General features: G+C 62.0%; 32 protein-coding genes. 22 read left to right on the forward strand and 10 right to left on the reverse strand.

Annotated elements, in window-relative coordinates:
- Positions 1–2 precede the first annotated feature (2 nt).
- The 3 genes from METRZ18153_RS0110230 to METRZ18153_RS0110240 are packed head-to-tail and all read left to right on the forward strand — an operon-like array spanning position 3 to position 4262.
- The gene (locus METRZ18153_RS0110230) at positions 3–2990 is read left to right on the forward strand and encodes a Tn3 family transposase (RefSeq protein WP_008063270.1); all 2988 of its coding nucleotides are present in this window, start codon (positions 3–5) and stop codon (positions 2988–2990) included.
- 24 nt (positions 2991–3014) lie between these two features.
- Complete coding sequence (locus METRZ18153_RS0110235) at positions 3015–3350, forward strand: YnfA family protein (RefSeq protein WP_349255540.1); 336 nt, start codon at positions 3015–3017, stop codon at positions 3348–3350.
- A 33-nt stretch (positions 3351–3383) separates the two neighbouring features.
- Positions 3384–4262, forward strand: coding sequence for an IS110 family RNA-guided transposase (locus METRZ18153_RS0110240; protein WP_051091679.1), 879 nt, complete (start codon positions 3384–3386; stop codon positions 4260–4262).
- 161 nt (positions 4263–4423) lie between these two features.
- Here the strand turns inward: METRZ18153_RS0110240 and METRZ18153_RS0110245 are convergent, their stop codons facing one another.
- Genes METRZ18153_RS0110245 through METRZ18153_RS0110270 form a run of 6 tightly spaced genes read right to left on the reverse strand, consistent with a single transcriptional unit; the run spans position 4424 to position 10320 of the window.
- A complete protein-coding gene (locus METRZ18153_RS0110245) occupies positions 4424–4756 on the reverse strand; it encodes a Na+/H+ antiporter subunit G (RefSeq protein ID WP_020164646.1) in 333 nt (110 codons plus the stop codon).
- Between the two features lie 9 nt (positions 4757–4765).
- Complete coding sequence (locus METRZ18153_RS0110250; protein ID WP_029143691.1) at positions 4766–5035, reverse strand: K+/H+ antiporter subunit F; 270 nt, start codon at positions 5033–5035, stop codon at positions 4766–4768.
- Positions 5032–5541 (reverse strand): Na+/H+ antiporter subunit E, encoded by a 510-nt coding sequence (locus METRZ18153_RS0110255; RefSeq protein ID WP_020164648.1) that lies wholly within the window; start codon positions 5539–5541, stop codon positions 5032–5034. Before METRZ18153_RS0110255 ends, METRZ18153_RS0110250 begins: the two co-directional genes overlap by 4 nt.
- The gene (locus tag METRZ18153_RS20115) at positions 5541–7157 is read right to left on the reverse strand and encodes a monovalent cation/H+ antiporter subunit D (RefSeq protein WP_081629087.1); all 1617 of its coding nucleotides are present in this window, start codon (positions 7155–7157) and stop codon (positions 5541–5543) included. Before METRZ18153_RS20115 ends, METRZ18153_RS0110255 begins: the two co-directional genes overlap by 1 nt.
- Complete coding sequence (locus METRZ18153_RS0110265) at positions 7154–7507, reverse strand: Na+/H+ antiporter subunit C (RefSeq protein WP_019918257.1); 354 nt, start codon at positions 7505–7507, stop codon at positions 7154–7156. The genes METRZ18153_RS20115 and METRZ18153_RS0110265 overlap by 4 nt, the downstream gene beginning before the upstream one ends.
- Entirely contained in the window at positions 7504–10320 is a 2817-nt protein-coding gene (locus METRZ18153_RS0110270) for a monovalent cation/H+ antiporter subunit A (RefSeq protein ID WP_029143692.1), read from the reverse strand. Before METRZ18153_RS0110270 ends, METRZ18153_RS0110265 begins: the two co-directional genes overlap by 4 nt.
- 174 nt (positions 10321–10494) lie before the next feature.
- Between METRZ18153_RS0110270 and METRZ18153_RS0110275 the strand changes: the two genes are divergently transcribed.
- The 4 genes from METRZ18153_RS0110275 to METRZ18153_RS0110290 all read left to right on the forward strand — a co-directional run bounded on the left by METRZ18153_RS0110275 (position 10495) and on the right by METRZ18153_RS0110290 (position 13812).
- Positions 10495–11718 (forward strand): tyrosine-type recombinase/integrase, encoded by a 1224-nt coding sequence (locus METRZ18153_RS0110275; protein ID WP_020164651.1) that lies wholly within the window; start codon positions 10495–10497, stop codon positions 11716–11718.
- 128 nt (positions 11719–11846) lie between these two features.
- A complete protein-coding gene (gene bufA2, locus METRZ18153_RS0110280) occupies positions 11847–12137 on the forward strand; it encodes a BufA2 family periplasmic bufferin-type metallophore (RefSeq protein WP_020164652.1) in 291 nt (96 codons plus the stop codon).
- A 62-nt stretch (positions 12138–12199) separates the two neighbouring features.
- Positions 12200–13054: an MNIO family bufferin maturase gene (gene bufB / locus METRZ18153_RS0110285; RefSeq protein ID WP_020164653.1), complete on the forward strand. Its 855-nt coding sequence runs from the start codon at positions 12200–12202 to the stop codon at positions 13052–13054.
- Positions 13051–13812 (forward strand): HvfC/BufC N-terminal domain-containing protein, encoded by a 762-nt coding sequence (locus METRZ18153_RS0110290; protein ID WP_020164654.1) that lies wholly within the window; start codon positions 13051–13053, stop codon positions 13810–13812. Before bufB ends, METRZ18153_RS0110290 begins: the two co-directional genes overlap by 4 nt.
- Position 13813: 1 nt before the next feature.
- Here METRZ18153_RS0110290 and METRZ18153_RS0110295 read toward each other — a convergent pair whose 3' ends face one another.
- Positions 13814–14779 (reverse strand): NAD(P)H-dependent flavin oxidoreductase, encoded by a 966-nt coding sequence (locus METRZ18153_RS0110295; protein WP_020164655.1) that lies wholly within the window; start codon positions 14777–14779, stop codon positions 13814–13816.
- A gap of 264 nt (positions 14780–15043) precedes the next feature.
- On the opposite strand from METRZ18153_RS0110295, the gene METRZ18153_RS20870 reads away from it, so the two are divergent.
- The 11 genes from METRZ18153_RS20870 (at position 15044) to METRZ18153_RS0110335 (ending at position 22619) form a co-directional block, all read left to right on the forward strand.
- Positions 15044–15751 carry a DUF5343 domain-containing protein gene (locus METRZ18153_RS20870; protein ID WP_157257225.1) on the forward strand — a complete coding sequence of 236 codons (708 nt, stop codon included), beginning with the start codon at positions 15044–15046 and terminating at the stop codon, positions 15749–15751.
- Positions 15735–16214 carry a TIGR02391 family protein gene (locus METRZ18153_RS20625; RefSeq protein WP_081629088.1) on the forward strand — a complete coding sequence of 160 codons (480 nt, stop codon included), beginning with the start codon at positions 15735–15737 and terminating at the stop codon, positions 16212–16214. Before METRZ18153_RS20870 ends, METRZ18153_RS20625 begins: the two co-directional genes overlap by 17 nt.
- A gap of 137 nt (positions 16215–16351) precedes the next feature.
- The gene (locus METRZ18153_RS20875; protein ID WP_198291212.1) at positions 16352–17023 is read left to right on the forward strand and encodes a GIY-YIG nuclease family protein; all 672 of its coding nucleotides are present in this window, start codon (positions 16352–16354) and stop codon (positions 17021–17023) included.
- 1022 nt (positions 17024–18045) lie between these two features.
- A complete protein-coding gene (locus METRZ18153_RS0110305; protein ID WP_020164657.1) occupies positions 18046–18468 on the forward strand; it encodes a hypothetical protein in 423 nt (140 codons plus the stop codon).
- Positions 18469–18682: 214 nt separating this feature from the next.
- Positions 18683–19093 carry a hypothetical protein gene (locus tag METRZ18153_RS20880; RefSeq protein ID WP_157257227.1) on the forward strand — a complete coding sequence of 137 codons (411 nt, stop codon included), beginning with the start codon at positions 18683–18685 and terminating at the stop codon, positions 19091–19093.
- Between the two features lie 186 nt (positions 19094–19279).
- Positions 19280–19969 (forward strand): hypothetical protein, encoded by a 690-nt coding sequence (locus tag METRZ18153_RS20885; protein ID WP_157257228.1) that lies wholly within the window; start codon positions 19280–19282, stop codon positions 19967–19969.
- Between the two features lie 196 nt (positions 19970–20165).
- Positions 20166–20594 (forward strand): VOC family protein, encoded by a 429-nt coding sequence (locus tag METRZ18153_RS0110315; protein ID WP_020164659.1) that lies wholly within the window; start codon positions 20166–20168, stop codon positions 20592–20594.
- A 52-nt stretch (positions 20595–20646) separates the two neighbouring features.
- Complete coding sequence (locus METRZ18153_RS0110320; RefSeq protein WP_020164660.1) at positions 20647–21147, forward strand: hypothetical protein; 501 nt, start codon at positions 20647–20649, stop codon at positions 21145–21147.
- Between the two features lie 203 nt (positions 21148–21350).
- A complete protein-coding gene (locus METRZ18153_RS0110325) occupies positions 21351–21818 on the forward strand; it encodes a YciI family protein (protein WP_020164661.1) in 468 nt (155 codons plus the stop codon).
- Between the two features lie 39 nt (positions 21819–21857).
- Complete coding sequence (locus METRZ18153_RS0110330) at positions 21858–22343, forward strand: VOC family protein (protein ID WP_020164662.1); 486 nt, start codon at positions 21858–21860, stop codon at positions 22341–22343.
- Between the two features lie 63 nt (positions 22344–22406).
- Positions 22407–22619, forward strand: a complete 213-nt coding sequence (locus METRZ18153_RS0110335) for a hypothetical protein (RefSeq protein ID WP_029143694.1) — start codon at positions 22407–22409, stop codon at positions 22617–22619.
- 347 nt (positions 22620–22966) lie between these two features.
- On the opposite strand, the gene METRZ18153_RS0110340 is transcribed toward METRZ18153_RS0110335, so the two are convergent.
- Together METRZ18153_RS0110340 and METRZ18153_RS20390 are read right to left on the reverse strand one after the other, a co-directional pair.
- Positions 22967–23800 (reverse strand): hypothetical protein, encoded by an 834-nt coding sequence (locus METRZ18153_RS0110340; protein ID WP_157257229.1) that lies wholly within the window; start codon positions 23798–23800, stop codon positions 22967–22969.
- Positions 23801–24082: 282 nt separating this feature from the next.
- A complete protein-coding gene (locus METRZ18153_RS20390) occupies positions 24083–24841 on the reverse strand; it encodes a helix-turn-helix domain-containing protein (RefSeq protein ID WP_020164665.1) in 759 nt (252 codons plus the stop codon).
- A gap of 176 nt (positions 24842–25017) precedes the next feature.
- Here METRZ18153_RS20390 and METRZ18153_RS0110350 point away from each other — a divergent pair, with 176 nt between their 5' ends.
- Both METRZ18153_RS0110350 and METRZ18153_RS20890 read left to right on the forward strand, forming a co-directional pair.
- Positions 25018–25317, forward strand: coding sequence for a helix-turn-helix domain-containing protein (locus METRZ18153_RS0110350; protein WP_020164666.1), 300 nt, complete (start codon positions 25018–25020; stop codon positions 25315–25317).
- Position 25318: 1 nt separating this feature from the next.
- Complete coding sequence (locus tag METRZ18153_RS20890; protein WP_157257230.1) at positions 25319–25474, forward strand: hypothetical protein; 156 nt, start codon at positions 25319–25321, stop codon at positions 25472–25474.
- Here METRZ18153_RS20890 and METRZ18153_RS0110355 read toward each other — a convergent pair.
- The gene (locus METRZ18153_RS0110355; RefSeq protein WP_020164667.1) at positions 25443–25700 is read right to left on the reverse strand and encodes a hypothetical protein; all 258 of its coding nucleotides are present in this window, start codon (positions 25698–25700) and stop codon (positions 25443–25445) included. The genes METRZ18153_RS20890 and METRZ18153_RS0110355 overlap by 32 nt on opposite strands.
- Positions 25701–25802: 102 nt before the next feature.
- Here METRZ18153_RS0110355 and METRZ18153_RS0110360 point away from each other — a divergent pair, with 102 nt between their 5' ends.
- Together METRZ18153_RS0110360 and METRZ18153_RS20130 are read left to right on the forward strand one after the other, a co-directional pair.
- Positions 25803–26285, forward strand: a complete 483-nt coding sequence (locus METRZ18153_RS0110360; protein WP_020164668.1) for a hypothetical protein — start codon at positions 25803–25805, stop codon at positions 26283–26285.
- A complete protein-coding gene (locus METRZ18153_RS20130; RefSeq protein WP_020164669.1) occupies positions 26282–26614 on the forward strand; it encodes a helix-turn-helix domain-containing protein in 333 nt (110 codons plus the stop codon). Before METRZ18153_RS0110360 ends, METRZ18153_RS20130 begins: the two co-directional genes overlap by 4 nt.
- The last annotated feature ends 15 nt before the right edge of the window (positions 26615–26629 follow it).

Here is a 26629-nt window from a genome sequence, read left to right on the forward strand (position 1 = left end):
CCATGCCGCGCCGCAGCTTGCTGACGCCCGCCGAGCGCACCGGCCTGCTTGCCTTTCCGACCACTGACGACGACCTCATCCGGCATTACACCTTCTCCGAACCCGACCTGTCAGTGATCCGCCAACGGCGCGGCAACCACAACCGGCTCGGTTTCGCGGTGCAGTTGTGCTACCTGCGCTATCCCGGCTTCGCCCTGCCGACCGACGCGGAACCGCCCGCATCCCTGCTGAATATCGTCGGCCGCCAGTTGCGCATCGCGCCGGACATCTGGCCGCAGTACGCGCAGCGGCCGGAAACCCGGCGCGAGCACCTGCTGGAATTGCAGGCGTGGCTGAAGCTGACGCCGTTCGCGGCCGCCGACTACCGGCGCTTCGTCCACCAGCTCGCCGAGCTGGCCCAGCAGACCGACCGGGGTATCGTGCTGGCCGAGGCGCTGGTCGAGCTGCTGCGGCAGCAACGTATCATCCTGCCGGCCATCGATGTCATCGAGCGTGTATGTAGCGAGGCGCTCACGCGCGGTACGCGCCAGGTGTACGCGGCGCTGACCGCGCCGCTGGCCGATCACCATCGCCGTGCGCTCGACGGTCTGCTGGCGATCCGCGAGGGCACCAAGGGCAGCGGGCTAATCTGGCTGCGCCAGCCGCCCGGCCCGCCCAAGCCCAAGCATGTGCTGGCCCACCTGGAGCGGCTGAAGACCCTCCGTGACCTGGCGTTGCCGGATGGGCTGGAGCACACCGTCCACCAAAACCGCCTGCTGAAGCTCGCCCGCGAAGGAGGACAGATGACGGCCCAGCACCTGCGCGACCTGGAGCCGAGCCGCCGCTATGCGACCCTGTCCGCGGTGATCCTCGATACCCGCGCCACCCTGATCGACGAGATCATCGACCTGCACGACCGTTTCATGGGCGCGCTGTTCAGCAAGGCCAAGCGCAACCACGCCGACCGCTTCCAGCAGTCCGGCAAGGCGATCAACGACAAGGTGCGGCTCTACTCGCGCATCGGCCGCGCCCTGCTGGAAGCCAAGCAGTCGGGCGGCGATCCGTTCGCCGCCATCGAGGCCATCATCCCGTGGGAGGTGTTCACCGAGAGCATCACCGAGGCCGAGCTGCTGGCCCAGCCGGAAGGTTTCGACTTCCTCGCGCTGGTCGGCGACGGCTTCAACCAGCTCCGGCGCTACACGCCGGCCCTGCTGGAAGCGCTGACCATGAAGGCCGCGCCGGCGGCACGCGAGCTGCTCGCCGCCGTCGATGTGCTCAAAGGGATGAACGAGCGCCAGGCGCGCAAAGTGCCGGACGATGCGCCCACGTCGTTCGTGCGCAAGCGCTGGGAAAGCCTGGTGCGCAACGAAGACGGGTTGGATCGGCGCTTCTACGAGCTGTGCGTGCTGTCCGAGCTGAAAAACTCGCTGCGCTCCGGCGACATCTGGGTGCAGGGCTCGCGCCAGTTCAAGGACTTCGAGGACTACCTGTTGCCGCCACCGCGTTTCGCCGCGCAGCGCGATCAGCGGGAATTGGGCCTGGCCGTCGAAACCGACTGCGAGCGCTTCCTGGAGGCGCGCCTCACGGTGCTGCAAGAGCAACTGGCGACGGTGGAGCGGCTGGCCGCCGCCAACGAGCTGCCCGACGCCGCCATCACCAGTACCGGCCGGCTCAGGATTTCGCCGCTGGACAACGGCGTGCCCGACGAGGCCGAGGCGCTGATGCAACAGGCGTACAGCCCGCTGCCGCACCTGAAGATCACCGAGCTGCTGCTGGAAGTCGATGGCTGGACGGGGTTCAGCCGCCACTTCAAGCACCTCAAGAGCGACGCGGCGGCCGAAGATCAACACCTGCTGCTGACGACCATCCTGGCCGACGCCATCAACCTGGGGCTCTCCAAGATGGCCGAATCCTGCCCGGGCGTGACCTATGCCAAGCTGACCTGGTTGCAGGCGTGGCACATCCGCGACGAGACCTATTCGGCCGGGCTGGCCGAGCTGGTCAACGCGCAGTTCCGTCAGCCGTTCGCCGCCTATTGGGGCGATGGCACCACGTCGTCGTCGGACGGCCAGAACTTCAAGGCCGGCGGTCGGGGCCACGCCGCCGGCCAGGTGAACCTGAAGTACGGCCAGGAACCGGGCGTGCAGTTCTACACCCACATTTCGGACCAGTACGCGCCGTTCCACACCAAGGTCATCAACGCCACGGTGCGCGACGCCACCCACGTCCTGGACGGACTGCTGTACCACGAATCCGACCTGCGCATCGAGGAGCATTACACCGACACGGCCGGCTTCACCGATCACCTGTTCGCGCTGATGCACCTGCTGGGCTTCCGCTTTGCGCCGCGCATCCGCGACCTGACCGACAAGCGCCTGTACATCCACGGCGACGCCAAGCAGTACCCGACGCTCGCCGGCCTGATCGGCGGCAGCGTCAACGTGAAGCACATTCGCGCCCATTGGGACGAAATCCTGCGCCTGGCCGCCTCGATCAAGCAGGGCACGGTGACGGCCTCGCTGATGCTCAGGAAGCTCGGCAGCTACCCGCGACAGAACGGCTTGGCCGTGGCCTTGCGCGAGCTTGGGCGAATCGAGCGCACGCTGTTCGCGCTCGACTGGATGCAGAACGTCGAGCTGCGCCGCCGCGTGCAGATCGGTTTGAACAAGGGGGAGGCCAAGAACGCGCTGGCCCGCGCCGTGTTCCTGAACCGGCTCGGCGAAATCCGCGACCGCAGTTTCGAGAACCAGCGCTACCGCGCCAGCGGCCTCAACCTGGTGGTGGCGGCGATCGTCCTGTGGAACACCGTCTACCTGGAGCGGGCCATCCAGGGGCTGCGGGACTCGGGCAAGGACATCGACGAGAGACTGCTGCCACATCTCTCGCCGCTGGGCTGGGAGCACATCAACCTGACCGGCGACTACATCTGGCGGCAGAACAAACACGTCGAGCAGGGCAAGTTCCGGCCGCTGCGATTGATCGAGCAGGCACCGCTAGCAACGTCTTCGTAAGGTCTATCAACTGTGGAGCTACTGATCTTGATTCTGAAAACGACCGGACTGTTCATCGCAACAGCGCTTGCCGAGATCGTCGGCTGCTTTCTGCCTTACCTGTGGCTGCGCAAAGGGGGGCCAATGTGGCTGCTGATTCCGGCAGCGATGAGCTTGGCGCTCTTCGTTTGGCTGCTCACGTTACACCCAGCCGCCAGTGGCCGCGTTTACGCCGCCTATGGCGGCGTTTATGTGGCTACCGCGCTGGTTTGGCTTCGGGTCGTGGATGGCGTGAAGCTGTCCGCGCTGGATTGGACGGGGGCTGGAGTCGCGCTACTGGGCATGTCAATCATTGTGCTGGGCTGGCACGACAAGGCATAGCGTACGATTTTTTCCGTTTCGTGAGCTGACCCCATCACCAACGACGCAGCCGGCTTCGACCAACTGCAGGCTTTCCTGTCCCGGCAACACGCTTTGACACTGCACGTATGCATGGAAGCCACAGGCGTCTATTGGGAGCCTGTGGCTGAGTTCCTCGCCGCTCTGCCCCACGTCACCGTCAGTGTCATCAACCCGGCGCAGATCAAGGCCTTTGCCGCCTCGCGCATGGTGCGCACCAAGACCGACAAGGTCGATGCCGCACTCATCGCGCTGTTCTGCCATGAACGCTCACCCGAGCCCTGGCAGCCGCCGTCCGAGGCCGAACGCACTTTGCGCGCGCTCGTGCTGCGTCTGGACAGCGTGCAAAGCATGCGCACCCAGGAATCGAATCGTCTGCTCGTTGCGCAAAGCGCGGTACAGCAGGGGATTACTCAGCACATCGAATGGCTGGACGCCGAGATCGAGCGGCTCGCCCGCGCGATCCGGGATCTGCTCGACCAGGATGACGATCTGGACGGCAAGCGTCGTCTGCTCGATAGCATCCCCGGCCTGGGCGAACGCACCATCGCCATTCTGCTGGCCTTCTACGCACGGGTTTCTCGCTTCGACAACGCTCGTCAGGCCACTGCATTCGCTGGCCTTGACCCTCGGCAGCACCAATCCGGCAGCAGCGTCTGCGCCAAACCACGCATGTCCAAGGTCGGCCACTCTTTCCTGCGCAAGTCACTCTACATGCCGGCCATGGTCGCGCTCTATCGCACCGCCTGGGGGAAACTCTTCCGACAGCGTCTGTCCGCTGCTGGCAAGCCGCCGAAACTCATCATCGGCGCAATGATGCGCAAGCTCATCCACGTCGCCTTTGGCGTTCTCCGATCCGGCAAACCTTTCGACCCAACCGCTCACGGGGTTTGACTCGGATAACAGTATCTACAAAATCCCGGCTCCGACCACGGATTGGGCGCGATCCCTGTGGGAGCGGCCTTGGCCGCGACAGGGCCTGTGCACGCCGCAAGCTTCGATACCGGCCGCTGTCGGGGTCAAGACCCCTCCCACAGAACCCCCAGCTCCAACGCTCAGTCCTTCTTCTGCGGATGCCCCGCCTTCGACGGCAGCTTCAGGTGCAGCGCCGCCTTGGCCATCAGATTGGCCGAAACCGGCGCCGTGATGAACAGGAAGAGCGTGATCAGCAGTTCGTGGATACCGAAGCGTCCGTTGGCGGCGCTGTAGATGATGCTGGCGATCAGCACACCGCCTACGCCCAGCGTTGTGGCCTTGGTCGGTGCGTGCAGGCGCTGGAAGAAGTCCCTGAAGCGCAGCATGCCGATGGCACCGACCAGCGCGAAGAAGGCGCCGATCAGCAGCATGACGGTGACGACGATTTCGACCACCGGATTCAGCGTGTCCATCATTGCTCCTTACTCGATCACGTCGCCGCGCGTCAGGTAGCGCGACAGGCCGACGGTGCCGACGAAGCCGAGCATGGCGACGATGAGCGCGGCCTCGAACAGCAGATCGGTGTGCTGGCGCATGCCCAGCACGATGACCAGCGCCACCACGTTCACATACAGGGTGTCGAGCGCGAGGATGCGGTCCACGATCTCCGGCCCGCGCAGTACCCGCCAGCCGCAGATGAGCATGGCGATCACGATGGCACCGACGGTGATGTCCAGAGCCATATCTATCATTCGAAAATCTCCCGCAGCGGTGCTTCGTAACGCGCCTTCATGTCGCGCGCGGCGGCGACCGGATCGTCGCAGTCGAGTGCATGAACGAGGATTTCGCGCCGATGCTCGTCGACGATGCAGGACACGGTGCCCGGCGTCATCGTGATGATGGAGGCGAACAGCGCCACGCCATTCGGGTGTTCGATGTCCAGCGGCACCGGCACCCATGCCGGCTGTGGCAGCCGCGACGGGCTCAGCGCAAGCTTGGCGACGGTGATGTTGGACATGATGATGTCCCACAGCACGATGCCGGTCAGATGCAATACCGTCGCAGCCGCCTTCAGCGTGACGCCCGGCCCGATGAAGCCGCTGACCAGCCGCGGAATCACCAGCCCGAGCACGATGGCGGTCAGCACATTGCCCGGATCGATTGACTGCTGCAGCATGAGCCACCCCGCAGCCACCATGGTCGACATGACCGGGTGTCCGAACCAGCGCCTGCCGTGGGCGGCTTCAGTCGTCGCCATCAGTGAACTCCTTCGCTTGCCGGACGCGGAAACACATAGGGTTGCGTGGTCTGCGCGCCCGCCGCCCCGAGTACCGCCTCCTGATAGGCGCGGCGATCGACCAGCTGCACCGCCGCTGCGTCGGTGTAGCGCTTCAGCGGCGCGGCCAGCGCGCTCATCAGCACGCCCGCACCGATCAGCGACACGGTGGCGAGCACCAGTCGCGGGCTGGCGCCCGACGTGGTGCCGCTGCCGTCCGGTTCCGGACGCACGCTCCAGAACAGCACGCTGCCGGCACGCGCGAGGCCGATCAAGGTCAGGAAACCGACCAGCAGCACGACGGTCCAGATCCAGGCCTGCGCCTCATGGCCGCTCGACGCCTGCAGCACCATCAGCTTGCCGATGAATCCGGGCAACGGCGGCAGGCCGGCAGCCGATGCGGCGCCGAGCAGCATCAGCAGACCGAGCAGCGCCGGCTGCGCCACCGCCGGCCCCGCTTCGAGCCGGTCGGCCGCGTCGCCACGCTGTGCCGCCACCAGTTCGACCAGCAGGAAAAGCGCCGCGATGATGAGCGTGCTGTGTGCCATGTAGTACAGCGCCGCCGACCAGGCGGCCTCGCTGAACAGGCCCAGGGCGGCCAGTATGGTGCCGACCGAGGCGACCGTCATGTAGGCCACCATGCGCGGCAGCGTGTGTGCGGCCAGCATGCCGAACACCGCCAGCACGCTGGTGCCCAGTGCCAGCGGCAGCAGCCAGGGCTCGACCGTCAGTGCCGACGCGCCGGCGTCGGCGCCGAAGATCACGCCATGCACGCGCAGGATGCTGTAGACACCGACCTTGGTCATGATGGCGAACAGCGCGGCGACTGGCGCGCTCGCCGCCGCATAGGTCGAGGGCAGCCACAGATGCAGCGGCAGGATGGCCGCCTTGACGCCGAACACGACCAGCAGGATGAGCGCCGCCGCCTTCAGTACCACCGCGTCGTCACCGCTCACCATCGGCACGCGCTGCGCGAGGTCGGCCATGTTCAGCGTGCCGACGGTGGCGTAGATCAACGCCACGCCGATCAGGAACAGGGCGGAGGCCGCCAGATTGATCGCCACGTACTGCACGCCGACACGGAAGCGCTCGCGCCCCTGGCCGTGCAGCAGCAGCACGTAGGAGGCGATCAGCAGCACCTCGAAGAACACGAACAGATTGAACAGGTCACCGGTCACGAAGGCGCCGTTCAGGCCCATCAGCTGGAACTGGAACAGCGCGTGGAAATGCCGGCCGTGGCTGTCCCAGCCGCCGCTCGCGTAGAACAGCACCGGCAGCGCCACCGCCTGCGTCAGCACCAGCATCAGCGCCGACAGCCGGTCGATCACCAGCACGATGCCGAACGGCGCCGGCCAGTCGCCGACGCGATACACGCGCAGCACGCCGTCGTCCGCTTCCATCGCCAGCTTCAGCGCGAACATCAGCCCCAGCGTCACCGACACCAGCGCGATGCGACGCAGCCGCGGCAGCCTCAGTTCCGCTGGGCGGTCGCCGATCAGCAGCATCAGCATGGCGGTGAAACTGGGCAGCAGCACCGGTAGCACCGCGAGGTGCTGGCGGAACAGCTGCATCATCACATCGGCAAAACTCATATTCATGCTCCGGGCTCCCGGCCGTCGACGTGGTCGGTGCCCGATTCGGCGCGGCTACGCAGCGCCAGTTCGATCACGAAGCCGGTGGTGGCGAAGCCGATCACGATGGCGGTGAGCACCAGCGCCTGCGGCAGCGGGTCGGCCTGCACATCGCCCTGCCCCAGGATCGGCGGCGCCGCGCTCCACAGCCGGCCCATCACGAAGATGAAAATGTTCACCGCGTAACCGAGCAGCGTCAGGCCCAGCACAACCGGGAAGCTGCGTCCGCGCAGCATCAGGTAGACACCGCAGGCGGTGACCCAGCCGATGCCGCTGGCCACCAGGAATTCCATGCTGATGTTCGCGAAAAGACTCATCCGTGCTGCTCCTTGCTCGCTGCACCCAGTACCGACAGCGTCAGCATGGTGGCGCCAACGACGGTGATGTAGACCCCGAGGTCGAAGGCCGCCGCACTGGCCAGCGGCAGTTCGCCCAGCAGCGGCAGCGCCGGGTGACCGTGCGCGCTGGTCAGGAAGGGGCGACCGAACCAGAAGGCGCCGATGCCGGTCAGCCCGGCGATCGCCAGGCCGCTGCCTATCCAGCGCGAGAAGCGACGGCCGGCCGCGCCGTGCAGCAAGGCCTCGGCGCGTGCCTGACCGAGCGCCATGTACTGCATCACCAGCGCCACCGCGGTGATCAGGCCGGCGATGAAGCCCCCGCCCGGCACGTTGTGGCCGCGCCAGAAGATGTAGGCCGACACCAGCAGCGCCAGCGGCAGCACGACGCGCGCGGCGACGCGCAGCAGCAGCGGCTGTTCCTCGAAGGCCCAGCGACGGCCGTCCGGGTCGGCGTCGGGCCGGCGAGTGCGGAAGCCGTCGAGCAGCGCCAGCACGCCGATGCCGGCGATGCCGAGCACGGTGATCTCACCGAAGGTGTCGTAGCCGCGGAAGTCGACCAGGATGACGTTCACCACATTGGTGCCGCCGCCCTCGCTCAGCGACTTGTCGAGGAAGAACCACGAGATCGAATCGTGCGGGCGCGTCAGCATCAGCCAGGTCAGCCCGGCCACGCCGCCGCCGGCGAACACGGCGAGCAGCGCGTCGCGGCCGCGGCGCAGCGCGCCCGATTCGAAGGGCGTGCGCTGCGGCAGCAGGGCCAGACCCATCAGCAGCAGCACCGTCGATACCACCTCGACCGACAGCTGCGTCAGCGCGAGGTCGGGCGCCGACAGCCCGACGAAGGTGAAGGCGGTGACCAGGCCGACGACGCCGGTCAGCACCAGCGCCTGGAAGCGGTTGTGGTGCGTCAGCACCAGCGCGGTGGCAGCCGCCAGCAGCAGCAGCCACACGGCGAGCGCCAGCGGCGAGGCCGGCATCAGTTCGCGCGATCCCGCCGCGGGCAGCGTGTCGGCCGCCCAGAACGGTGTCGCCGCCAGCAGGATTGCGAAGGCGACCATCAGCGCCAGCGAACGCTGCAGCGAGCCGTTCTCGAAGCGCGCCGTGAGGCGGCCGGCAAAGCCGAACAGGCGGTCGATCAGGCAGGTGAAGGTGGCCTTGCCGGAGAAGGTTTGCGGCGTGTAGCCGTGCAGCCGGAACACGCGCTGCAGTGCGAGATACAGCGCGGCGCCGACGACCACCGCGATGCCGCTCATCAGCAGCGGCAGGTTGAAGCCGTGCCACAGCGCGAGGTGATAGTCGGGCGTGTCGCCACCGAGCAGCGCGCGCGCCGCGACCTCGACCAGCGGGCCGTAGGTGAGCGCCGGAATGACGCCGACCACGACGCACAGCACCGCCAGCAGCGCCACCGGCGCGAGCATGCCGAACGGTGGATCGTGCGGGTGCGCGTCGGCCGGCAGATCCTTGGGCGCGCCGTTGAAGAAGGTGTCATGCACCAGGCGCAGCGAGTAGGCCATCGAGCAGACGCCGGCGAAGGTCGCGACCACCGGCACCGCCGCGCCCCAGAACATGGTCGCCTCGACCGCCTCGTGGAAAAACATTTCCTTCGACAGGAAACCGTTGAACAGCGGAATGCCGGCCATCGCTGCCGCCGCCGTCATGGCGAAGGTGGCGGTCCAGGGCATCAGCCTGAGCAGACCGCCCAGGCGGCGCATGTCGCGCGTGCCGCACTCGTGATCGACGATGCCCGCGCTCATGAACAGCGCCGCCTTGAAGGTGGCGTGGTTCAGGATGTGAAACACCGCCGCCACCGCCGACAGCGGCGAATTGAGCCCGATCAGGAAGGTGATGAAGCCGAGGTGGCTCACCGTCGAATAGGCCAGCAGGCCCTTCAGGTCGTGCTTGAAGATGGCTACCCAGGCCGCGAAAGCCACCGTGGCCAGACCGAAGCTGGCAACGATGCCCTCGAACAGGTCGGTGCCGCCGACCGCCGGGTACAGACGTGCCAGCAGGAAGATGCCGGCCTTCACCATGGTGGCCGAGTGCAGGTAGGCCGACACCGGCGTCGGGGCGGCCATCGCTTCCGGCAGCCAGAAGTGGAACGGCACCTGCGCGCTCTTGGTGAAACAGCCGACCAGGATCAGCACCAGCATGAGCGGATACAGCGGGTCCGCCTTGATCACGTCGCCGCTCAGCAGAATGTCGCTCAGCTCATAACTGCCGGCGATCTGGCCGAGCAGCACGAAACCGGCCAGCATCACCAGGCCGCCGCCGCCGGTCACCGCCAGCGCCATCCGCGCGCCAGCCCTCGCCTCTTCCTTGTGGCCCCAGTAGCCGACCAGCAGGAAGGACGAAATGCTGGTCAGCTCCCAGAACACGACCAGCAGCATGATGTTGTCCGACATCACGATGCCCAGCATGGCCGCCATGAACAGCATGAGCAGGGTGTAGAACTTGCCGGCGGGGTCGGACTCGGCCAGATAGAAGTGCGCGTACAGCACGATCAGCGCGCCGATGCCGGTGATCAGCAGCGCGAACATCAGCGCCAGACCGTCGAGGCGCCAGCCTATCGACAGACCGAGCGACGGCACCCAGTCGGTGTGCGCCAGCAGTGTCTGGCCGGCGAACACCTGTGGCGCCAGCGACAGCAGCATGCCGAACGCGGTCAGCGTGACGGCGCCGGCGACCAGCGCGGTCAGCAGACGACGCGCGGGCGAGTTGTCGCGACCGAAGGCAAAACAGAGCAGCGTGCCGGCCACAAGGGGCAACAGCACTATCGTTGCGAGTGGATTCATGGAGGCTGCCGGACTTGTGGCTGGCTGAAACCGGCCGAAGGATACATTGTTTGCCGCCGCCGGATCGACCCGGCGGCGTGCGCATCAGGCGCGCAAGCATCGCAGCATTTGCTGACGCCGACCTGACCGTGCGTGCTGTCTCCAGGTTCCCCGGCGCAGGTAAGATCGCCCACCATGACGACTGCTCCGCTCCCGATTCCACTGCGCCCGCTCGACGAGATCAGCGTGCCCGAAGCGCTCGACGGGCACGACGGCGTGAACCGCGCCGACCGCGCGCGACTGCAGATCGGCGCGCAGACCGACATCGAGGCGATCCGCTGCTTTCTCGCCGAATACGACCGCTCGCCCGGCACGCACCGCATCTACCAGCGCGAGTGCGAACGGCTGCTGCTGTGGTCGCTGGTCGAGTGCGGCAAGCCGCTGTCCAGCCTGAACCGGCAGGACTTCGAAGGCTATCTGCACTTCCTCGCCGACCCGCAGCCGGCCGCGCAGTGGTGCGGCCCCAAGGTGCAGCGCGTGCGCGCGGAGTGGCGCCCCTTCGTCGGGCCGCTGTCGGAGTCCGCCGTACTGACGGCGATCGCCGCCATCAATTCGCTGATGAGCTATCTGGTCGACGCCGGCTATCTCGCCGGCAACCCGCTGGGCCTGATCCGCCAGCGCCGGCGCAAGCTGTCGCTGGAAAAGAACGGGCCGGCGCACGTGATCGCCCAGACCGAGGAAATGCAGAAGGTCGAACGCTTTCTCGACGCCGAAATGTGGCAGGCGGTGACGCAGGCCATCGAGGCGATGCCGCGCGAACTGGACAGCGAACGCGACGAATACGAGCGCGCGCGCTTCATCGCCGCCCTGCTCTACATGCTGGCGCCGCGCGCCGGCGAGCTCGAATCGCACCGCATGAACAGCTTCCGCGAAGAGCGCGGTCGCTGGTGGTGGCATGTCGTCGGCAAGGGCGGCAAGCAGGCCAAGGTGCCAGTGGCCGACGACATGGTCCACGCGCTGGTGCGCTACCGCAAACACCTCGGCCTGAGCGCCATGCCCAAGCGGACCGACCTCACGCCGCTGCTGGTGTCGATCAAGGACCGCAGCCCGATCACTGCGCGCCGGCTGAACCAGATCCTGAAGAAGATCTTCTACGCGGCGGCCGAACTGCTGCCGGAAATATCGGAGCACAAGCGCGAAAAGCTGCGTGCCGCCTCCGCCCACTGGGGCCGCCACACCGGCATCACCGCCAAGCTCGACAGCGGCATGAACGAGCGCTACGTGCAGAAGGACGCGCGCCACACCGACGCGCGCACCACGCAGCGCTACATCCACGAAGAGGAAGAGCGCTGGCACGACGAGGCACAGAAGCAGCAGCTTCCGTGGTCGTCGCAGGAAAAAATTTCTCCGTCGAAGTAAGGGTGCGCCCCCTGCCCGGGTCTAGTGGCGGGAGAGCGTAGTGCGCAGTGTCCGGACACCGGCGGCTGTTCTCGCGAATCCGACGCCGGGGAGGTCCCCGGCCGCACACTATCTTTAGGAGAACATTCATGTCCACGTCCCGTTTCGGCGCCTCGATCGCCGCCGCCGCTGCCGCCTTTGCCCTGTCGGGCGCCGTTTTCGCCGCTGACGCACCGGCCGGCAGCAAGGGCGCTGCCGTCGCCGCCGGCGACAAGGTCCACTGCTACGGCCTGCACGCCTGCAAGGGCAACAGCGACTGCGCCACCACCGAGCACAGCTGCAAGGGTCAGAACGCCTGCAAGGGCCACGGCTTCAAGGCCACGTCGGCCAAGGAGTGTCTGGGCCAGGGCGGCACCATCGGCGATCTGGCCGCCAAGTAATTCTTCCAGCGACCGACTGGCGTGGCACGGGGCCTTCGGGCGCCGTGCCGCGCAGCGCGCCCATGACCACGACCGCCCTCACCACCCCATCGCCCGGCTTCGGCCTGGGTCTGCGTCCCGCCCACTACACGGCGCTGCTCGACGCACGCGCGCCGCTGGACTGGCTTGAAATCATTTCCGAAAACTTCATGGTCGACGGCGGCAAGCCGATGGCCATGCTCGATCGTCTGCGCGCAGACTATCCGATGGCCATGCACGGCGTGGCCCTGTCGATAGGCTCGACCGACGCGCTCGACCGCGACTATCTGAAGAAGCTGAAAGCGCTGGCAGACCGCGTCGATCCGTTGTGGATATCCGATCACTTCTGCTGGACCGGCGTCGGGGGGCAGAACGCGCACGACCTGCTGCCGCTGCCCTACACCGAAGAAGCGGTGCGCCTGCTGGTGAGCCGCATCGGTCAGGTGCAGCACGAACTCGGACGCCGGCTGGTGCTGGAGAACGTGTCCAGCTATCTGGGCTATGCGGTGTCCGACATGACGGAGTGGGATTTCATCCGCACCGTCGCCGACGAAGCCGACTGCCTGCTGCTGCTCGACGTGAACAACGTCTATGTCAGCAGCGTCAATCACGGTTTCGACCCGGTGAGCTATCTGGCCGGTCTGCCGGCCGCACGCGTGCAGCAGATCCATCTGGCCGGCCACTCGACGCACGACGACCACCTGGTCGATACGCACGACCAGCCGGTGTGCGAAGAAGTGTGGGCGCTTTATGACATCGCATGCGGCATGTTCGGCGAGGTGGCCACCATGATCGAGCGCGACGACAACATTCCGGCGCTGCACGAACTGCTGAACGAACTGGCGCGCGCCCGCCGCATCGCGGTGCGTGCCGAAACGATCACGCGGGAGGCGGCATGAACGCTCTGGCCGCCCTGCAGCACGAATTCATGCGCTATCTGCACGAAGCGCCGAACGCCTTCGTCGACACGCTCGCCGCGAGCGAGGGCCTTGCGCCGGCCGCCCGTGCCCACATCTATCGCAATGCCTACCGCGTGCGCCTGCTCGACACGCTGAAGGACAGTTTCGACAAGACCTGGGCCTGGCTCGGCGACGACGCCTTCGAGGACGCCGGGCTGCGCTACATCGCCGACCATCCGCCGACGCAGTTCAGCCTGCGCCCCTTTGGTGACCGCTACGCCGACTGGCTGCACGGCGCCTGGCCCGCCGACCCGGAAGTGGCCGAACTGGCACGGCTGGACTGGGCGATGCGCAACGCTTTCGATGGCACCGACGCACAGCCGCTCGACGGCGCTGCACTCGCGGGCTTGAGCGACGAAGACTGGGCGACTGTCGTGTTCAGCCTGCACCCGGCCGCACAGATGCTGCGCGTGCAGCGCAATACGCTGGACCTGTGGCACGCGATGGACCGCAGCGACACGCCGCCGGCCGTTGTCGATCTGGCGCAGCCGGTGACGGTGCTGGTCTGGCGCAAGGGTATGCAGCCGCATTTCCGATCGATCGACGCGGCAGAGGCCGGCATGCTGAACGCCCTGCAGCGCGGCACGCCTTTCGCCGCCGCATGTGAAACCGTCGAGTCGGACGATGCGCAGGCGCTGATCGGTGGCTGGCTCGCGCGCTGGCTGGAAGACGGCCTGCTCTGCGCCGACCCGCGCTGAATCAGCTCGCTTTCTCTGCCGCGCTCTTCAGCGCGGCGCGGCATTCATCGACCATGCGCGCGATCAGCTCAGCGCAGCTGGGCACGTCGCGGATCAGCCCGATCACCTGACCGGCGGTGATCACGCCGCCATCGACCTCGCCCTGCGCCAGCGCCGCCGCACCGCGCGCGCCGCTGACCAGCGGGCGGATGTCGTCGAAGGTGCAGCCGCGGCTTTCCGCCTCGACCACCGCATCCGACACCGCGTTGCGGAACACGCGCGCCGTGTTGTGCAGGCTGCGCAGGATGAGCCGCGTGTCGCGCTCGCTCGCATTCACCAGCGCCTGCTTGATGCTGTCGTGGATGGGCGCCTCTTTCGTCACGCAGAAGCGCGTGCCCATGTTCACGCCCTCGGCGCCCAGCGCCAGCGCCGCCGCCATGCCGCGGCCGTCGCCGATGCCGCCGGAGGCGATCACCGGAATATCCAGCGCCTGCGCAGCGATCGGAATCAGCACCAGGCCCGGCACGTCGTCCTCGCCCGGATGACCTGCGCACTCGAAGCCGTCGATGCTCACGATATCCACGCCCTTCTTCTGCGCCGACAGCGCATGCCGCACCGCCACGCACTTGTGGATGATCGTCGCCCCGCGCGCCTTCGCCTTGGCGATGAAAGCCTCCGGATTGTTGCCCGCGGTTTCGATGATGCGGATGCCCGCATCCAGCATCGCGTCCAGATAGGCCTCGTAAGGCGGCGGCTTGATCGTCGGCAGTATCGTCAGATTCACGCCGAAAGGCTGATCCGTCATGTCACGACAGCGCGCGATCTCCGCCGTCAGCGCCTCAGGTGTCGGCTGCGTCAGCGCGGTAAGAATGCCCAGCCCGCCGGCATTCGACACCGCAGAAGCCAGCTCCGCCCGCCCCACCCACATCATCCCGCCCTGCACGATGGGGTAGCGGATGCCCAGAAGTTCCGTGATGCGCGTTTTCATGCCTTGTGTCCGGTGACGGGGAACAGGGGGTGATGATGCGCCAGCGGGGTGGAGACAGGGCGTTTCAAACGGCGTGGTCGGGAAAATGGCCGATAGGCAGGCGGGTGATGCGAGCGTTATAGTCGTGCGCGCGCATCTGGACCGGAGGAATACGTGCCTGGTTTCTACGTTCATCCGTGCAGAGTCGGCCTTGTGACGAAACTGTCGTCTACATCTCGTTGGGCGTCTTCGACAACAATGCGACATATCTAAAAAGGGAGCGTCATGGCAAGCAAGCATCCATACACGTCAGGTTCGGCGGGCCTCAATCAGGCAGTTGCTCATCTGCGGCGCACTTTCCCTGCGCAGGTAACGGCCGACACGCTTAAAAAGCTCGGAATTGCGCCAAACAACGAAACCTACGTTCTCAATACATTGAGGTTCATTGGCGTCCTCGACGCCGAAGGCAAGAAGAGTGCGGCCGCCGCTTCTGTCTTCAACAAGCACGATGACTCAGAATTCCAGGTAGCCTTCAGCAAGCTTGTTCAAACCGCTTACGCTGATCTTTTCAGCCTGCATGGTGATTCCGCATGGGCACTCCCGACGGATAAACTGATTTCCTTCTTCCGAAATACTGACCATACGAGCGCAATAGTTGGCCAGCGCCAGGCCACAGCATTCCAAGCACTTGCTGTCTTAGGAGGAAAAATTGACGCCAGCTCTCGTCCCGCAGCTTCGAAAGCGAAGAAGGGCGACTCTCTTGCACCTAAGGCTGTCAAATCGAAAGCAACCTCAAAAATATCCGCTCCGTTGGCAACGACGACACCCCCCCCTGCGAACGAATCGGTTTCAAGCAAATCTGAAAACACCTCTTCTGGTATGGCTCTTACGGTGCGGGTCGAGATCAATCTCCCGGCAGGTGGTGATCAAGTCACGTACGATCGAATTTTCAAAAGTATTCGTGAAAATCTTTTGAATGGCAACGCAGTTTGAAAAGTTCGAGGCGATTGTTCGTCGCGCTAACGCCTTCGATGAGCGAGACGTTCAAGAAAGCTCGACACAGCACCCGTTTGACCGAAGAAACGTTCATGAGCTTTTACCTGAAAAAGTTCGAAACCTATTCGACGACGGACACTACGCAGAAGCAACCTTTGAAGCATTTAAGTTTTTAGATAAAGTCGTTCAGAAGCATTCAAAACTATCAGAGTCTGGCGTCAAGCTGATGATGCAGGCATTCAACGAAACAAAGCCTGCCGTGAGGCTCACCAGTCTTTCTAACGCAAGCGAGATCGATGAACAGAAGGGTTACAGCTTTTTATTTTCCGGCGCAGTAATGGCCATACGCAATCCGCGGGGACATGAAGTAAATGTCTCTGACGACCCAGACGCTTGCCTTGACCATCTCGCCTTCGCGTCATTGCTGTTGAGACGTCTTGAGCAAAGTGGCTTTGTTTAAAAAGACGCCCAACCCTTCAATCGAGCGGACTCCCGTCGGTAGTCCGCGCATGTGAAGCGTTACGCCAACCGTCTCTCACTATGCGCTCCCTTCTCAATCCAGAATCACTGCCGTTCTTTTTCGGGACACACTTTGACGTGGATGTCGCTCTTACCACAGCCAATAGTTTGCCGAATCTTGCAGGTTTATGTGAAAGCGTTGAGCGATCTATTGATGAGGGAGTCGCACATACCGGACTTCATCTCCTTGGCTACGAAGATATAGATACAGGTTTGTCCATCGTTGCCGCTGTCAGTAAACCACATGCTCCAAGCATGGTTTCTTTCTATGCACAGAGCTCACATAGGATCTTTGGTGGCGCGACACTTGTATGTGTTCCTCTGGCTTTTTGCTCTCCGTACTTTGTTCCGAATGGCGAATATGTTGTCTATCGGCATACATATAAGCGCCCTCTCGTAAGCGCAGAGGAGTACGCAACGACAATGCAATCCGGCAGCGATGAAGATAAAATGAGGCTATTCCTTTTGTCTCGCTCCCGGGAAGGCTTTGAGACAATCCCTGGAATGAGCTACGTAGGAATATCAAAGCGCCCTTGGCAACAACGACTGGAAGAGCACATTGAGGACGCTATGGTGAAAAATTCGAAAACGAAGTTTCACGAAGCCATAAGACAAATGCAGGGCCAGATGGTCATACATGTGCACGACGTGTCTGCTTACGGAATCAGCGAAGCGGATGCGCGACAATATGAGTCAAAGCTAATTTCCGCCTCAACCCTTGTGCCTCTGGGCCTGAATATGAAATGTTAAGCGCCGTCCATTTACGATCGGCAAAATTGAGACCAATAGGGGGCAGACCACGTTTTCATTAATCTGAATCTCCTGTGGGTCGATAGAATCGTGGTCTGATCCCCATTTCCCACTCTTTCCGACAAAGCGCTACTGCGAGAGTTCAGCCTAGAAGCAACCACAGAGTTCTAAAAACTCCATAGAGCGGCCGCTAGCGTCGGCGCTAATGTCAGATTTTAAGACGCCAATACTATGTCTTCCCGCGGGCATAATCATCCGGTAGGTTGCACCTGTCGCTTCTGTGAGCCACGCGGCCTCGCCAAGGACACTCAGGTCGTCACAGATCTGATTTCTGTCGTCGGTACGTGCTACAGCTACACAATTCCTATTCCCTGTCCCGTATGCGGCGACGCTGTTTTCCTCTACCGATCTAAGGATGGAGGAAGAGTCTTCTTTGACGAGTTGGGTCCGCCCTGGCCCAAGCACCCTTGCACCGATAGCGCCAGAGCGGCGTTGCTGACAACATCGACCGATACCGACCAAGTACTGCCAACTAGGCGCTATGCATGGAAAGAGGCGGGCTGGCTCCCGATCATTGATGTGATCGTCGAGTCCGCTGGCCCAGCCCATTTAAGGTTACGCGGCCTCCTCAACTCTTGGCCACTCACTATCTACATTCAGATCTCAATGGTCGCGGCAGGCTCCGATCCAATGGCTGAAATAGCGCATTCACCGATCCACGCGAGAAGGACGGTCGACGGAGATTTCGAAGTAGCTTTTCTCAGTCAAGATTTAAGGCCTCGGCTCATTAAGGCTTTTACTCAGCCCCCAAGTACACCATGATGCATGCGAGTGGTGCCTAAACGGTTGCGTAAGGCCCCACCAAAATCAATACCGGCTCATTGTTTCTTTTTCCCGACTCGCGTTTTTGTTAGAAATACAAGCGGTGAAATGGTAAGTGAACTCTTTCCTTCTCGCAGCCTCGACCGATCCTTATTAACAGTGACTTGCCTCGAATCATCTTTCTAACGGTGTGTATCGATATGAATATCGAAGAACGAGATTACCTTTGGCAGCATTTTGTTTTTAACGCCGAGCAGCGCCTCAAGGCCTTTAATTTTTTCGTGGTCTTTTCCGTCTTCGCCAACGGCGGCTTTTTCGCGGCCATAGAGAAGTCATTGGATGGCTTTGTCTTTGTGTTGATCGGAGGGTTTGTTGCAGTCCTTTCGATTGTCTTTGCGCTCATCGATATCCGTAGTCAAAGCTTATTGAAACTTGCGGTCCCGGGGCTCAAGGTATATGAAATTCGATTTCCAGAACACTCCCGGCTTTTCGCTCTAGACGAAAATCGGCATGCTGGAATAGTGCGATATACAATTGCCTTCCGGGTGCTCTTCGGTGTGCAACTGATCTTTGGCCTTGGTACGATAATCTACGGGCTTTTAAAGCATCAATGTTCGCTATGAACAGTACTTAGAGGACCACGTTCTCAATGATTAACCAAAAGGAATAAACCGCGTTTTCGTTTGCTGAGGTCTGTTTTATGCCCGATGATTTAGGTTCATTTCGACCAACCGCAGCGACACGGTCCGCATTTCATAGTGAAAATAGGGGGCAGACCACGATTTTTCCCTCGAATAGCCTTTGACTTTTAACCACGGAATATCTCGACCAGACCCTATGTCTCTTCTGCTGTGTATATGGGCAAGCTGTCGAAGACAGCTGCTCGGCCGGCTCTTGATACTCTGCGCGAGCACGTCCTTTTTTTCGGCACCGGTTTCGTCGCAGCCACCGCAGACGGAGATCCAAGGTTGGTCTTCTGAATGGTTGGTTGGGACAACGCTGGAGTTGGTAAGCGAGACGGACATCCTCCATCTGCGCTTCGCAAGTAAAGATTGGGTCGCGGTGACGACAGGAAAGAAAGATGGCCCAGTCACGGCCCCAATTCTCTCCTGGCACATCAAGAATGGAAAACTGTTCATCGGGCAGCAGGCGTCGGCTGAGGGCGGGATTGAGTTTGTTTCGTTATCCGGGACCACTCTCATCACTTTCCTTGAAGGCAAGAAAATGATTTTTAAGGCATTCCGGTGATCGTGCATTCGGTATTGGGAACAGACCATGTTTCCCGTACACGGAGCTCGGTTCAATATTCGACATTTCAGACCATTGCAGCCGCCGTCATGAGAAACATGGGGAAGGAACACGTTTTCGGTATGTGACAGTTCCATATGCGATCGTTACGCATCGAAATTTATCTGAGACATGGAGGAAATCGATTTGAGTGCATTCCAGATCACGCCGTTCGGTTTTATCATCATCGGAATATATTCATTCGGGATCTGGGTGATCGCACTGGTTTTCAGCAGGATTTTTGCATCGTTTCGCAAGCGTTGGTGGATACTCGGACCGCCAACGCTCGCAATGATAGCGCTGCCATGGGGCGAAGAAATATGGATCGCCTCGCGTTTTAAAGAAGCATGCAGCGACGCGGGAGTGAAAGTATACAGGCAGGTTGAAGTGGACGGTTTCTATGACTCAACGATGCGCAGCGGGTATTCTCTTATCAGGGAAAAAGGGTTTGCATTTATGGAACACCCGTCTAATAAAAAAGGAAAGGTAGATCACATAGAAATAGAACACGGCGAATGGGTAACAAAGACCATCGACCAACCAAGCGCCCGATATCATTTCAAGCATTCTTATCAACCGAAACCCTTTCAGAACTGGGTTTCCATCGGCTGGAGGATAGACAAAATTCAGTATGAAGTCATCGACACCGAAACCGATGAGGTATTGGGTGTCGATGTGCGAATTAAACGTTATCCGAGCTTCGCCGAGTCCCTGTGGCTTCGTTTCTTTGATCCCAGAGGCGTTGGTTGCTCGGGTCCGCTCGATACTTCAAAAAAGCACTCTCAGACAGGTATTCTATACGATCATGTAATAATTCCGAAGAAGGTATTTGATTAAAGGAAGGTTGCATATAGACCATGATTTTCAATGAATGACAGTTCCCTTTGACCTATAGAGTCGTGAAAAGTAGGGGACAGACCACGCTTCCCGGCCACAGAGCTCGGTTTGATATTCGACATTCCAGGTCAATGAAGCCGACCGCCGCTCAAAACTCGGGATTTCATCGTTCATCGCAGAACCCCGGAGCACATTTATGGAAACGCAAGAACTGCATCGCGGTCGCCTCATTGACCACATCCAGCTCGTCGTCAGCGATCTCACGGCCAGCAAGACCTTCTATGGAGCCGCCCTCGGCGCCCTGAACATTCCCCTCGGCGGCTCGGCGGATGACTACTTCTGGGCGGACGAGCTGTTCATCTCGACGGCAACAAGCCTTGCGGCACAAGGCAAGGTCACCGGTCGCTGCCATCTTGCATTCCAGGCACAGGACCGGGCGATGGTGGATGCGTTCTACGCGGCCGCGATGGCGAGTGGCGGCAAGGACAACGGCGCGCCGGGAGAACGGCCTTACCACCCCGGCTACTACGCGGCGTTTGTGCTCGATCCCGACGGCAACAACATCGAGGCGGTCTATCACGGTGAAGCGACCCGATCATGCGCTTCCGTCCGCATCACGTTTTAGTGGAACGCACCTTGGCTGCCGTCGCGGGAGCTGCAACGTCTAGGAGATATCCATGACTATCGCCAGACTTGTCAGTACCGCGAAATCGATCAGTTGGTATATGGGCTTTGCTGGCCTGTCGTTTTTTCTTCTGTACTGGCCTGCATCAAACCTCTATTGGAGCACCGCCATTGGCCTTTTCAAGCTGCACAAATTGTCCCCCAGTGACACTTTTGCTCTTTGGAATCCTGGTGTTCTCGCCATGTTTATGGTTTTCCTGACGCCGCTCTGGGTGTTCGCCATAAAGGGCATCTACTATGCAGCGATCACATTATCCATTCTATCGCTCCGTCCTTATCTGATCCTGCTCTCAGTTGTCGCATGGCTTTCCATGAAAGGATTCATTCCGCACGGTCACATTGTGTGGAAGAGAATCGAGAACGGCGGCGTTGTTTTTGCATTAACAGAAGCCGTCAACTGGAAGTTTCCTTTCCTTTATTCAGCCCTTTGCGTTCTGGTTGCCATAAAGTATTTTACGACGGAAACTGATTCCAACCGGGAACGCCACGGCTAGCCAAATTCCAATAAGTACCAATAAGGGACAGACCACATTTTCCCGCTGACGAAAGCGGATCCGAGGCTAACGGTTCGTCGTCTGTCATGCGTTGGAAGTCCGCTGCGAGTTGGCACTCAGCCCCCTGGCAGGCTGCCCTGTCGAACTGCCGCGCCCCCGTTCGTCGTACCCATCCCTACCCCACTCTGAATGGAGAACAGGCGATGCGATTCATCATCACGGCGCAGTCCGATGCAGCGAGCACGCCATCCGACCCATCGGCGGCGTTCGATGCCGAGCTGTTCAAGGCCTACATGCGCTTCAACGAAGAGATGCACACGGCGGGTGTGCTGATCGCGTCCGAGGGTCTGAATCCGGCGGCGCAAGGCGCGCGGATTGCTGTTGCGGACGGCAAACGCTATGTCGTCGATGGTCCGTTCGCGGAGTCCAAGGAGTTGGTGGGTGGCTTCTACATCATCGAAGTCCCCTCGCTCGACGACGCCATACAGTGGGCGCTGCGCGCGCCGTCGGGACTTGGCACGGACGACATTCTGGAGATCCGGCAACTGACCGGCTCGGATGACCTGCCGGCTGATCTTCTGCAGCTCATCGAGGAAGCGGCGCCGACCTGGAGTGCCGATACCTGGCAGTCGCGAAGCAGCGGGACGACGAAGCATGGCGGTGCGCGCTGAAGCGCCCCGGATTCCGGACAGCTTTGAAGGAGAACGACCATGGTCACACCTGCAAAGAACACCGTCTGCCTGTGGTTCAACGGCGGCGCCGAGGACGCGGCGCGGTTTTACGCCGCTACCTTTCCCGATTCCTTCGTTGGTAATGTGTATCGCGCGCCGGCAGACTATCCGTCCGGCAAGGAAGGCGATGTGCTGACGGTGGAATTCACGGTCATGGGCATCCCCTGCCTCGGGCTGAACGGCGGGCCGGCCTTCCCGCAGACCGAGGCGTTCTCGTTTCAGGTGGCGACGGCGGACCAGGCGGAAACCGACAGGCTGTGGAATGCCATCGTCAGCAACGGCGGTCAGGAGAGCGCCTGCGGCTGGTGCCGGGACCGCTGGGGCCTGTCGTGGCAGATCACGCCGGTGGCGCTGATGAACGCGATCGCCCACCCCGACCCGGCGACGGCGAAGCGGGCGTTCGAGGCGATGATGGGCATGACCAAGATTGATATCGCGGCGATCGAGGCAGCGGTGCGGGGGTGAGCGGCCGGCGGCGGATCAGGTGCGGTGAGGTAGGCGGGATAAGCTGACAGGGAGAGAACGACCATGAAATGGATGCTGGTGATCATCGTGATGAACTCGCCGGTCAAGACCGATCTGGTCTTCGGCAGCCTCGCGGAGTGTCTGTCGGCGGAAGCGCAGATGCGGCAGGAGTGGGCCGATCATTACGGGCAGGCGAAGAAGGCCGGTGCTGCAGCTGAAACCCTGGGGCTGCTGAGTTCGCAGGTGACCAAGGGGACCTGCATTCCGGCGAAGTGAGGGGTGTTGCGGGTTGCTGGACCGCAGCGCGGCGAGTTGGTGATGTTGAGGTTTTTGCGGCCGTGTCGGGGTCAGAAGACCCCTCCCACAGGGGCGGTGCGCCTGATCCACGACCAGAGCCTGAGCTGGGGTTCTGTGGGAGGGGTATTCTGACCCCGACAGCGGCGGTGAGCAGAGTGGCGGCGCCGGGTCCCGGCCCAATCGCGGCCAAGGCCGCTCCCACAGGGATCGCGCCCGACCCACGGCCTGAGTGAAGGGACGGGAGATAAACCAACCCGAACGCGCGAGATAAATCGGGAAGAGGCCGGACGAAACCGGATATTTGCGGAAGGCCTGATGAACAACATTCACCTAGGCTGAATGGCACCCGAACCCGTTGAACGTTGCGCAAGGTACTCGCCGACAGCGGCTCGCAGGGCAACTGCCTCCTGCGGCAGAACCTCGTGTGTGATCGGCGACCTGTCACCGTTAAACCGAAGCACCCACCGCACATCACTCCCCTCTCGATACAGCGAGGCAATCCACTGCACCGCTTCGGAATCGATTGGCACAGCCACCCGCTCATCGTAGGTGCAGTTGTAAGTGCGTACCGCACGCGAGCACCCCGCAACGTTCCGACTCAATACCTGTACTGGTGTTTGGCGCGGGGAATTGTTCACAGAGCTGTTCGCGCTGGAGTAGTACCGCCACCCTTCATCCGAATAGACAAGCTGCGCGATGTAACTGTAGGCGACGCCTCCTGTCTCCTTATCAACAAGGGCGACCAGATGTCCGGACCGGTTCATCACGATGCCCGCAGTAGACAGCGTAGCTGTGACGTCCAAGGATGAATCGGTCAGAACGATCTGCCGTTTGATCAACTCCGGCGTTACCTGAGAAACCTCGACCCGGTTCGCATGCGAGCCGGTAGTGACGCACCCGGCTGTCGAAATCGCGGTGCCGATGCTGATGACAAAGGCGGGAACGCGATGAGCTCGAAGGGCACTCATCTTCTTCAGCGATCTGTGTGCAAAGAAGCCGTGCGTGGCGGCAGCGGCAACGAGAAAACGCACGCCGACCCTTACGCGATGTCGGGCGGCTTCCAGCCATCCAGATCTCGCATCCAAGCTGTCTGCGCCGGACGGCCGGGCGGTCTTGGCGAAACGACAGGCTGCTACTGCGAAGCGGTAGTGCTTCATCATGACCGAAGCCCTTTTGAATGGTGGAAATAGACGAAAACTCACGCTCATTCGCGGCATGAACAGCCCACCAATGCACGCGCATTTGTCGAGCCAACAAAAAGCGGGGTGTGACTTGCAACGGCGCCTCACCAGGCTGAAAAAGCTTGGCGAAAGTACGCATGTACATGTCGTCGTCGTCCCCCATCAGTCCCTCGTGGCTGAGGGGGAATGCTACCCACGTATGCGTTTCACTCTGAAACGCAGCGCCTCATCCGTTAGGGTGAACGCGTGCAAACAAAGGTGTCAGCCATGTGTCCCGGTCTGCCCAGGCTGCTGCGTGCCGTCACCCATGCCGATGTCGGCGACTCCTGATTCAAGTTCCTGCAGGTACTCGAAGAACATCGCGATGACCATGCGGATGAACTGGTCGGAGGTAAGTTTGTGCCCGTGCTTCTTAGAACCGGTAATGGTCGTCAGCACGGCGGCGTGCAGTGCCTGTTCCATGAAGTCCTTCGTCGGTGCAGCCGACGTCGCTTTTGGGTTGACCTTGTAGCTTGCTGCAGGGGCCTCGGCGGCTGGTAGGTGCCTACCGCTCAGCACGTAGGTCACGTCCACGCCATGTTCGCTTGCCTGGGCAAGCTGGCGCGCGTCCGGGGCGCCAACATTCCTTTCCCAGTTTCCCACCGTCTTGGCACTTACACCGCCGAGCCACACCCCAAATTCTTCCTGTCCACACCCACAGCGGATGCGCTCTTCCCGCAGTCGCTGACTGACGTCGAAGCCTCTTCCCCCTTGCGGTTGACGGGCTACCTCTTCAAACGCCGTGTCGTCGGAGGGATTGCCTATCGGCGCCTCGACGGCTTGAGAGGGCCGTCCGGTCAGGACGAACGCGACGTCGACTCCCGCTGACGAGATCCGCTGCAGGTAATCGGCCGTCGGGCTGGAAAGGCCCTTTTCGTAGCCGAGCTGCGTCTTCTTCGTGACGCCACCCAACGCCCCTAGCGCCGCCTGCGTAAGCCGGAGTCGTTTTCGTTCCTCGGCCAGACGTTCAGGAAGCTCCATGATTGACCTCAAGTGAATAAAAACGCTTGCAGTGAACGACTTCGTGAACTACGATGCGCATAAGGTGAATATTTGGTTTATCGCAAGCGAAGAAATCAACCATTTCTAGCTCTGCGGTTAGTCAGTTTGTAGGCGCAAAAAATTAAGCGCGTACATCGGCGCATTTGGGAGAAGCGATGAAACCCGAACAAATCAAGGCGTTGCTGAAGGAACAAGGGGCGACGCAGTCTGATGTGGCGCGTGTTGTCGGCGTCAGTCCGGCAACGGTGAGCGGGGTGATCAATGGCACCTCGAAGTCGCGAATGGTCGCCATGACGATCGCGGGGTTCCTGAAAAAGGACGTCGATGTCCTTTGGCCGGGAAAGTATCCGAAGGTCTATCGCCGCAATCGCAGGGATGTGTGCGTTGATCTGGAGAGGGTGTTCCAGGCGCTGAAGGCGACGCCTGCCGCGGCTCGCGCGACTGCCGAGGTTTGACATGAACGGCACCCAGCATCCCGTGCCCGTGACTGCGCGTGATCCGCTCGAAGACGATGTTCGCCCCTTCAGCGAGGAAGAACAGGCTGCGCTGTATGAGCGGGTCGCGCTCATGGCGTATGGCCTCACTGCCCTGCCGGGCGATGCGAGGCGCTGATGACCGCAATCACGTTCATCAGGTTCTGCAGCGACTCGTTGCGCCGTTCCGGGTTGCCGATTGGCAAGTTGCGGATCGCGTTCTCGATGTCGAAGCGCCAGTTCATGGTGCAGATGGATCGGCTGTCGCGGAGCTGCGAGACGGCCGCGCACAGCCCTGCAATCAAAACCGCGTTCAAGTCGCCCATACGTTCGACGCGTTCTTCCAGCGCTGCGATCCGGTCCATATACGCCCCTTCCGTCACGTGTTCTTCACCGATGACTGAATTTTACGCCAGTGAATCGAATTCACTCGGACGCAATAACCCGCTTTTTTTGGAGGGTGCTTCGTGGGCCTGAATCCAAGAAGGCGGGCGTATTGGAAGTCGTACGTTCCGGCCACGCTGAAGGACGCGCTGTACGGCTGTATCGAGTACGCGAAAGAGGCGCGGAACCTCAGCGTCGAGCGCATCGCGGACCTGTGCGGCATCAACAGCCGGGACACGCTCTACAAGTACATCAGCGAGGCGCGGCTGCCGGTCGGGCTGGTGCTGGCCTTCGAGGCCGCATGCGGCATAAACCTGATCAGCCGCTGGAACGCCAGCGCGAGCGGCCAGCTGCTGCTCGACATCCCCAAGGGCAAGACGGCGACACCCGACGACATCAGCAACTTGCAGACCGCGCTGCACTCCGCTGTGGGCGACCTGTTGTCCTTCTACCGCGACGAGAAGAGCGCCGACGAGGTGCTGGCGTCGGTGACGGCCGGGCTGAATCAGCTCGCCTGGCACCGCGCCAACGTCGCCAAGCACAACCAACCGGAGCTTGACCTGTGACCACCGAGAAGTCCGACGCAACTAGCCAGCGCGCCGTCGTGCGGGCGATGCGAATCATGAAGCTGCTCAAGGGGCAGACCGACCTGGGCGTGAGCCTGCGGCAGTTGGCAAAGGCCTTGGGTGAGAACGACTCCACCGTGCTCAACACGCTGCGAGCGATGGAAGGCGAAGAGATGGTCATGCAGTACGACAAGACCAATCACTGGGCGCTTTCGATTGCCTGCATGCAGATCCACGCCGCCACCGATGCCGAACTCACGCGCATCGCCACGCGCACCGCCGAACGCCGCCAGCGCATCAATGCCGCCATCGCAGAAGTCGGCGGCTGATTCCTCAACCAACGG

Source organism: Methyloversatilis discipulorum, assembly GCF_000385375.1.
Taxonomy (GTDB): domain Bacteria; phylum Pseudomonadota; class Gammaproteobacteria; order Burkholderiales; family Rhodocyclaceae; genus Methyloversatilis; species Methyloversatilis discipulorum_A.

Excerpts from the sequence above, each read along its gene's own strand:
- METRZ18153_RS0110350 (WP_020164666.1), top strand. The coding sequence starts at position 25,018 with ATGAAACCCGAACAAATCAAGGCGTTGCTGAAGGAACAAGGGGCGACG.
- METRZ18153_RS0110265 (WP_019918257.1), bottom strand. The coding sequence starts at position 7,507 with ATGAGTCTTTTCGCGAACATCAGCATGGAATTCCTGGTGGCCAGCGGC.
- METRZ18153_RS20880 (WP_157257227.1), top strand. The coding sequence starts at position 18,683 with ATGTCTCTTCTGCTGTGTATATGGGCAAGCTGTCGAAGACAGCTGCTC.
- bufB (WP_020164653.1), top strand. The coding sequence starts at position 12,200 with ATGACCACGACCGCCCTCACCACCCCATCGCCCGGCTTCGGCCTGGGT.
- METRZ18153_RS20390 (WP_020164665.1), bottom strand. The coding sequence starts at position 24,841 with ATGGAGCTTCCTGAACGTCTGGCCGAGGAACGAAAACGACTCCGGCTT.
- METRZ18153_RS0110230 (WP_008063270.1), top strand. The coding sequence starts at position 3 with ATGCCGCGCCGCAGCTTGCTGACGCCCGCCGAGCGCACCGGCCTGCTT.
- METRZ18153_RS0110340 (WP_157257229.1), bottom strand. The coding sequence starts at position 23,800 with ATGATGAAGCACTACCGCTTCGCAGTAGCAGCCTGTCGTTTCGCCAAG.
- METRZ18153_RS0110275 (WP_020164651.1), top strand. The coding sequence starts at position 10,495 with ATGACGACTGCTCCGCTCCCGATTCCACTGCGCCCGCTCGACGAGATC.
- METRZ18153_RS0110290 (WP_020164654.1), top strand. The coding sequence starts at position 13,051 with ATGAACGCTCTGGCCGCCCTGCAGCACGAATTCATGCGCTATCTGCAC.
- METRZ18153_RS20115 (WP_081629087.1), bottom strand. The coding sequence starts at position 7,157 with ATGAATATGAGTTTTGCCGATGTGATGATGCAGCTGTTCCGCCAGCAC.
- METRZ18153_RS0110330 (WP_020164662.1), top strand. The coding sequence starts at position 21,858 with ATGGTCACACCTGCAAAGAACACCGTCTGCCTGTGGTTCAACGGCGGC.
- METRZ18153_RS0110320 (WP_020164660.1), top strand. The coding sequence starts at position 20,647 with ATGACTATCGCCAGACTTGTCAGTACCGCGAAATCGATCAGTTGGTAT.
- METRZ18153_RS0110325 (WP_020164661.1), top strand. The coding sequence starts at position 21,351 with ATGCGATTCATCATCACGGCGCAGTCCGATGCAGCGAGCACGCCATCC.
- METRZ18153_RS20890 (WP_157257230.1), top strand. The coding sequence starts at position 25,319 with ATGAACGGCACCCAGCATCCCGTGCCCGTGACTGCGCGTGATCCGCTC.
- METRZ18153_RS0110250 (WP_029143691.1), bottom strand. The coding sequence starts at position 5,035 with ATGATAGATATGGCTCTGGACATCACCGTCGGTGCCATCGTGATCGCC.
- METRZ18153_RS0110305 (WP_020164657.1), top strand. The coding sequence starts at position 18,046 with ATGAATATCGAAGAACGAGATTACCTTTGGCAGCATTTTGTTTTTAAC.
- METRZ18153_RS0110270 (WP_029143692.1), bottom strand. The coding sequence starts at position 10,320 with ATGAATCCACTCGCAACGATAGTGCTGTTGCCCCTTGTGGCCGGCACG.
- METRZ18153_RS0110315 (WP_020164659.1), top strand. The coding sequence starts at position 20,166 with ATGGAAACGCAAGAACTGCATCGCGGTCGCCTCATTGACCACATCCAG.
- METRZ18153_RS0110255 (WP_020164648.1), bottom strand. The coding sequence starts at position 5,541 with ATGGCGACGACTGAAGCCGCCCACGGCAGGCGCTGGTTCGGACACCCG.
- METRZ18153_RS20625 (WP_081629088.1), top strand. The coding sequence starts at position 15,735 with ATGGCAACGCAGTTTGAAAAGTTCGAGGCGATTGTTCGTCGCGCTAAC.
- METRZ18153_RS20870 (WP_157257225.1), top strand. The coding sequence starts at position 15,044 with ATGGCAAGCAAGCATCCATACACGTCAGGTTCGGCGGGCCTCAATCAG.
- METRZ18153_RS0110245 (WP_020164646.1), bottom strand. The coding sequence starts at position 4,756 with ATGGACACGCTGAATCCGGTGGTCGAAATCGTCGTCACCGTCATGCTG.
- METRZ18153_RS0110295 (WP_020164655.1), bottom strand. The coding sequence starts at position 14,779 with ATGAAAACGCGCATCACGGAACTTCTGGGCATCCGCTACCCCATCGTG.
- METRZ18153_RS0110355 (WP_020164667.1), bottom strand. The coding sequence starts at position 25,700 with ATGGACCGGATCGCAGCGCTGGAAGAACGCGTCGAACGTATGGGCGAC.
- bufA2 (WP_020164652.1), top strand. The coding sequence starts at position 11,847 with ATGTCCACGTCCCGTTTCGGCGCCTCGATCGCCGCCGCCGCTGCCGCC.
- METRZ18153_RS0110335 (WP_029143694.1), top strand. The coding sequence starts at position 22,407 with ATGAAATGGATGCTGGTGATCATCGTGATGAACTCGCCGGTCAAGACC.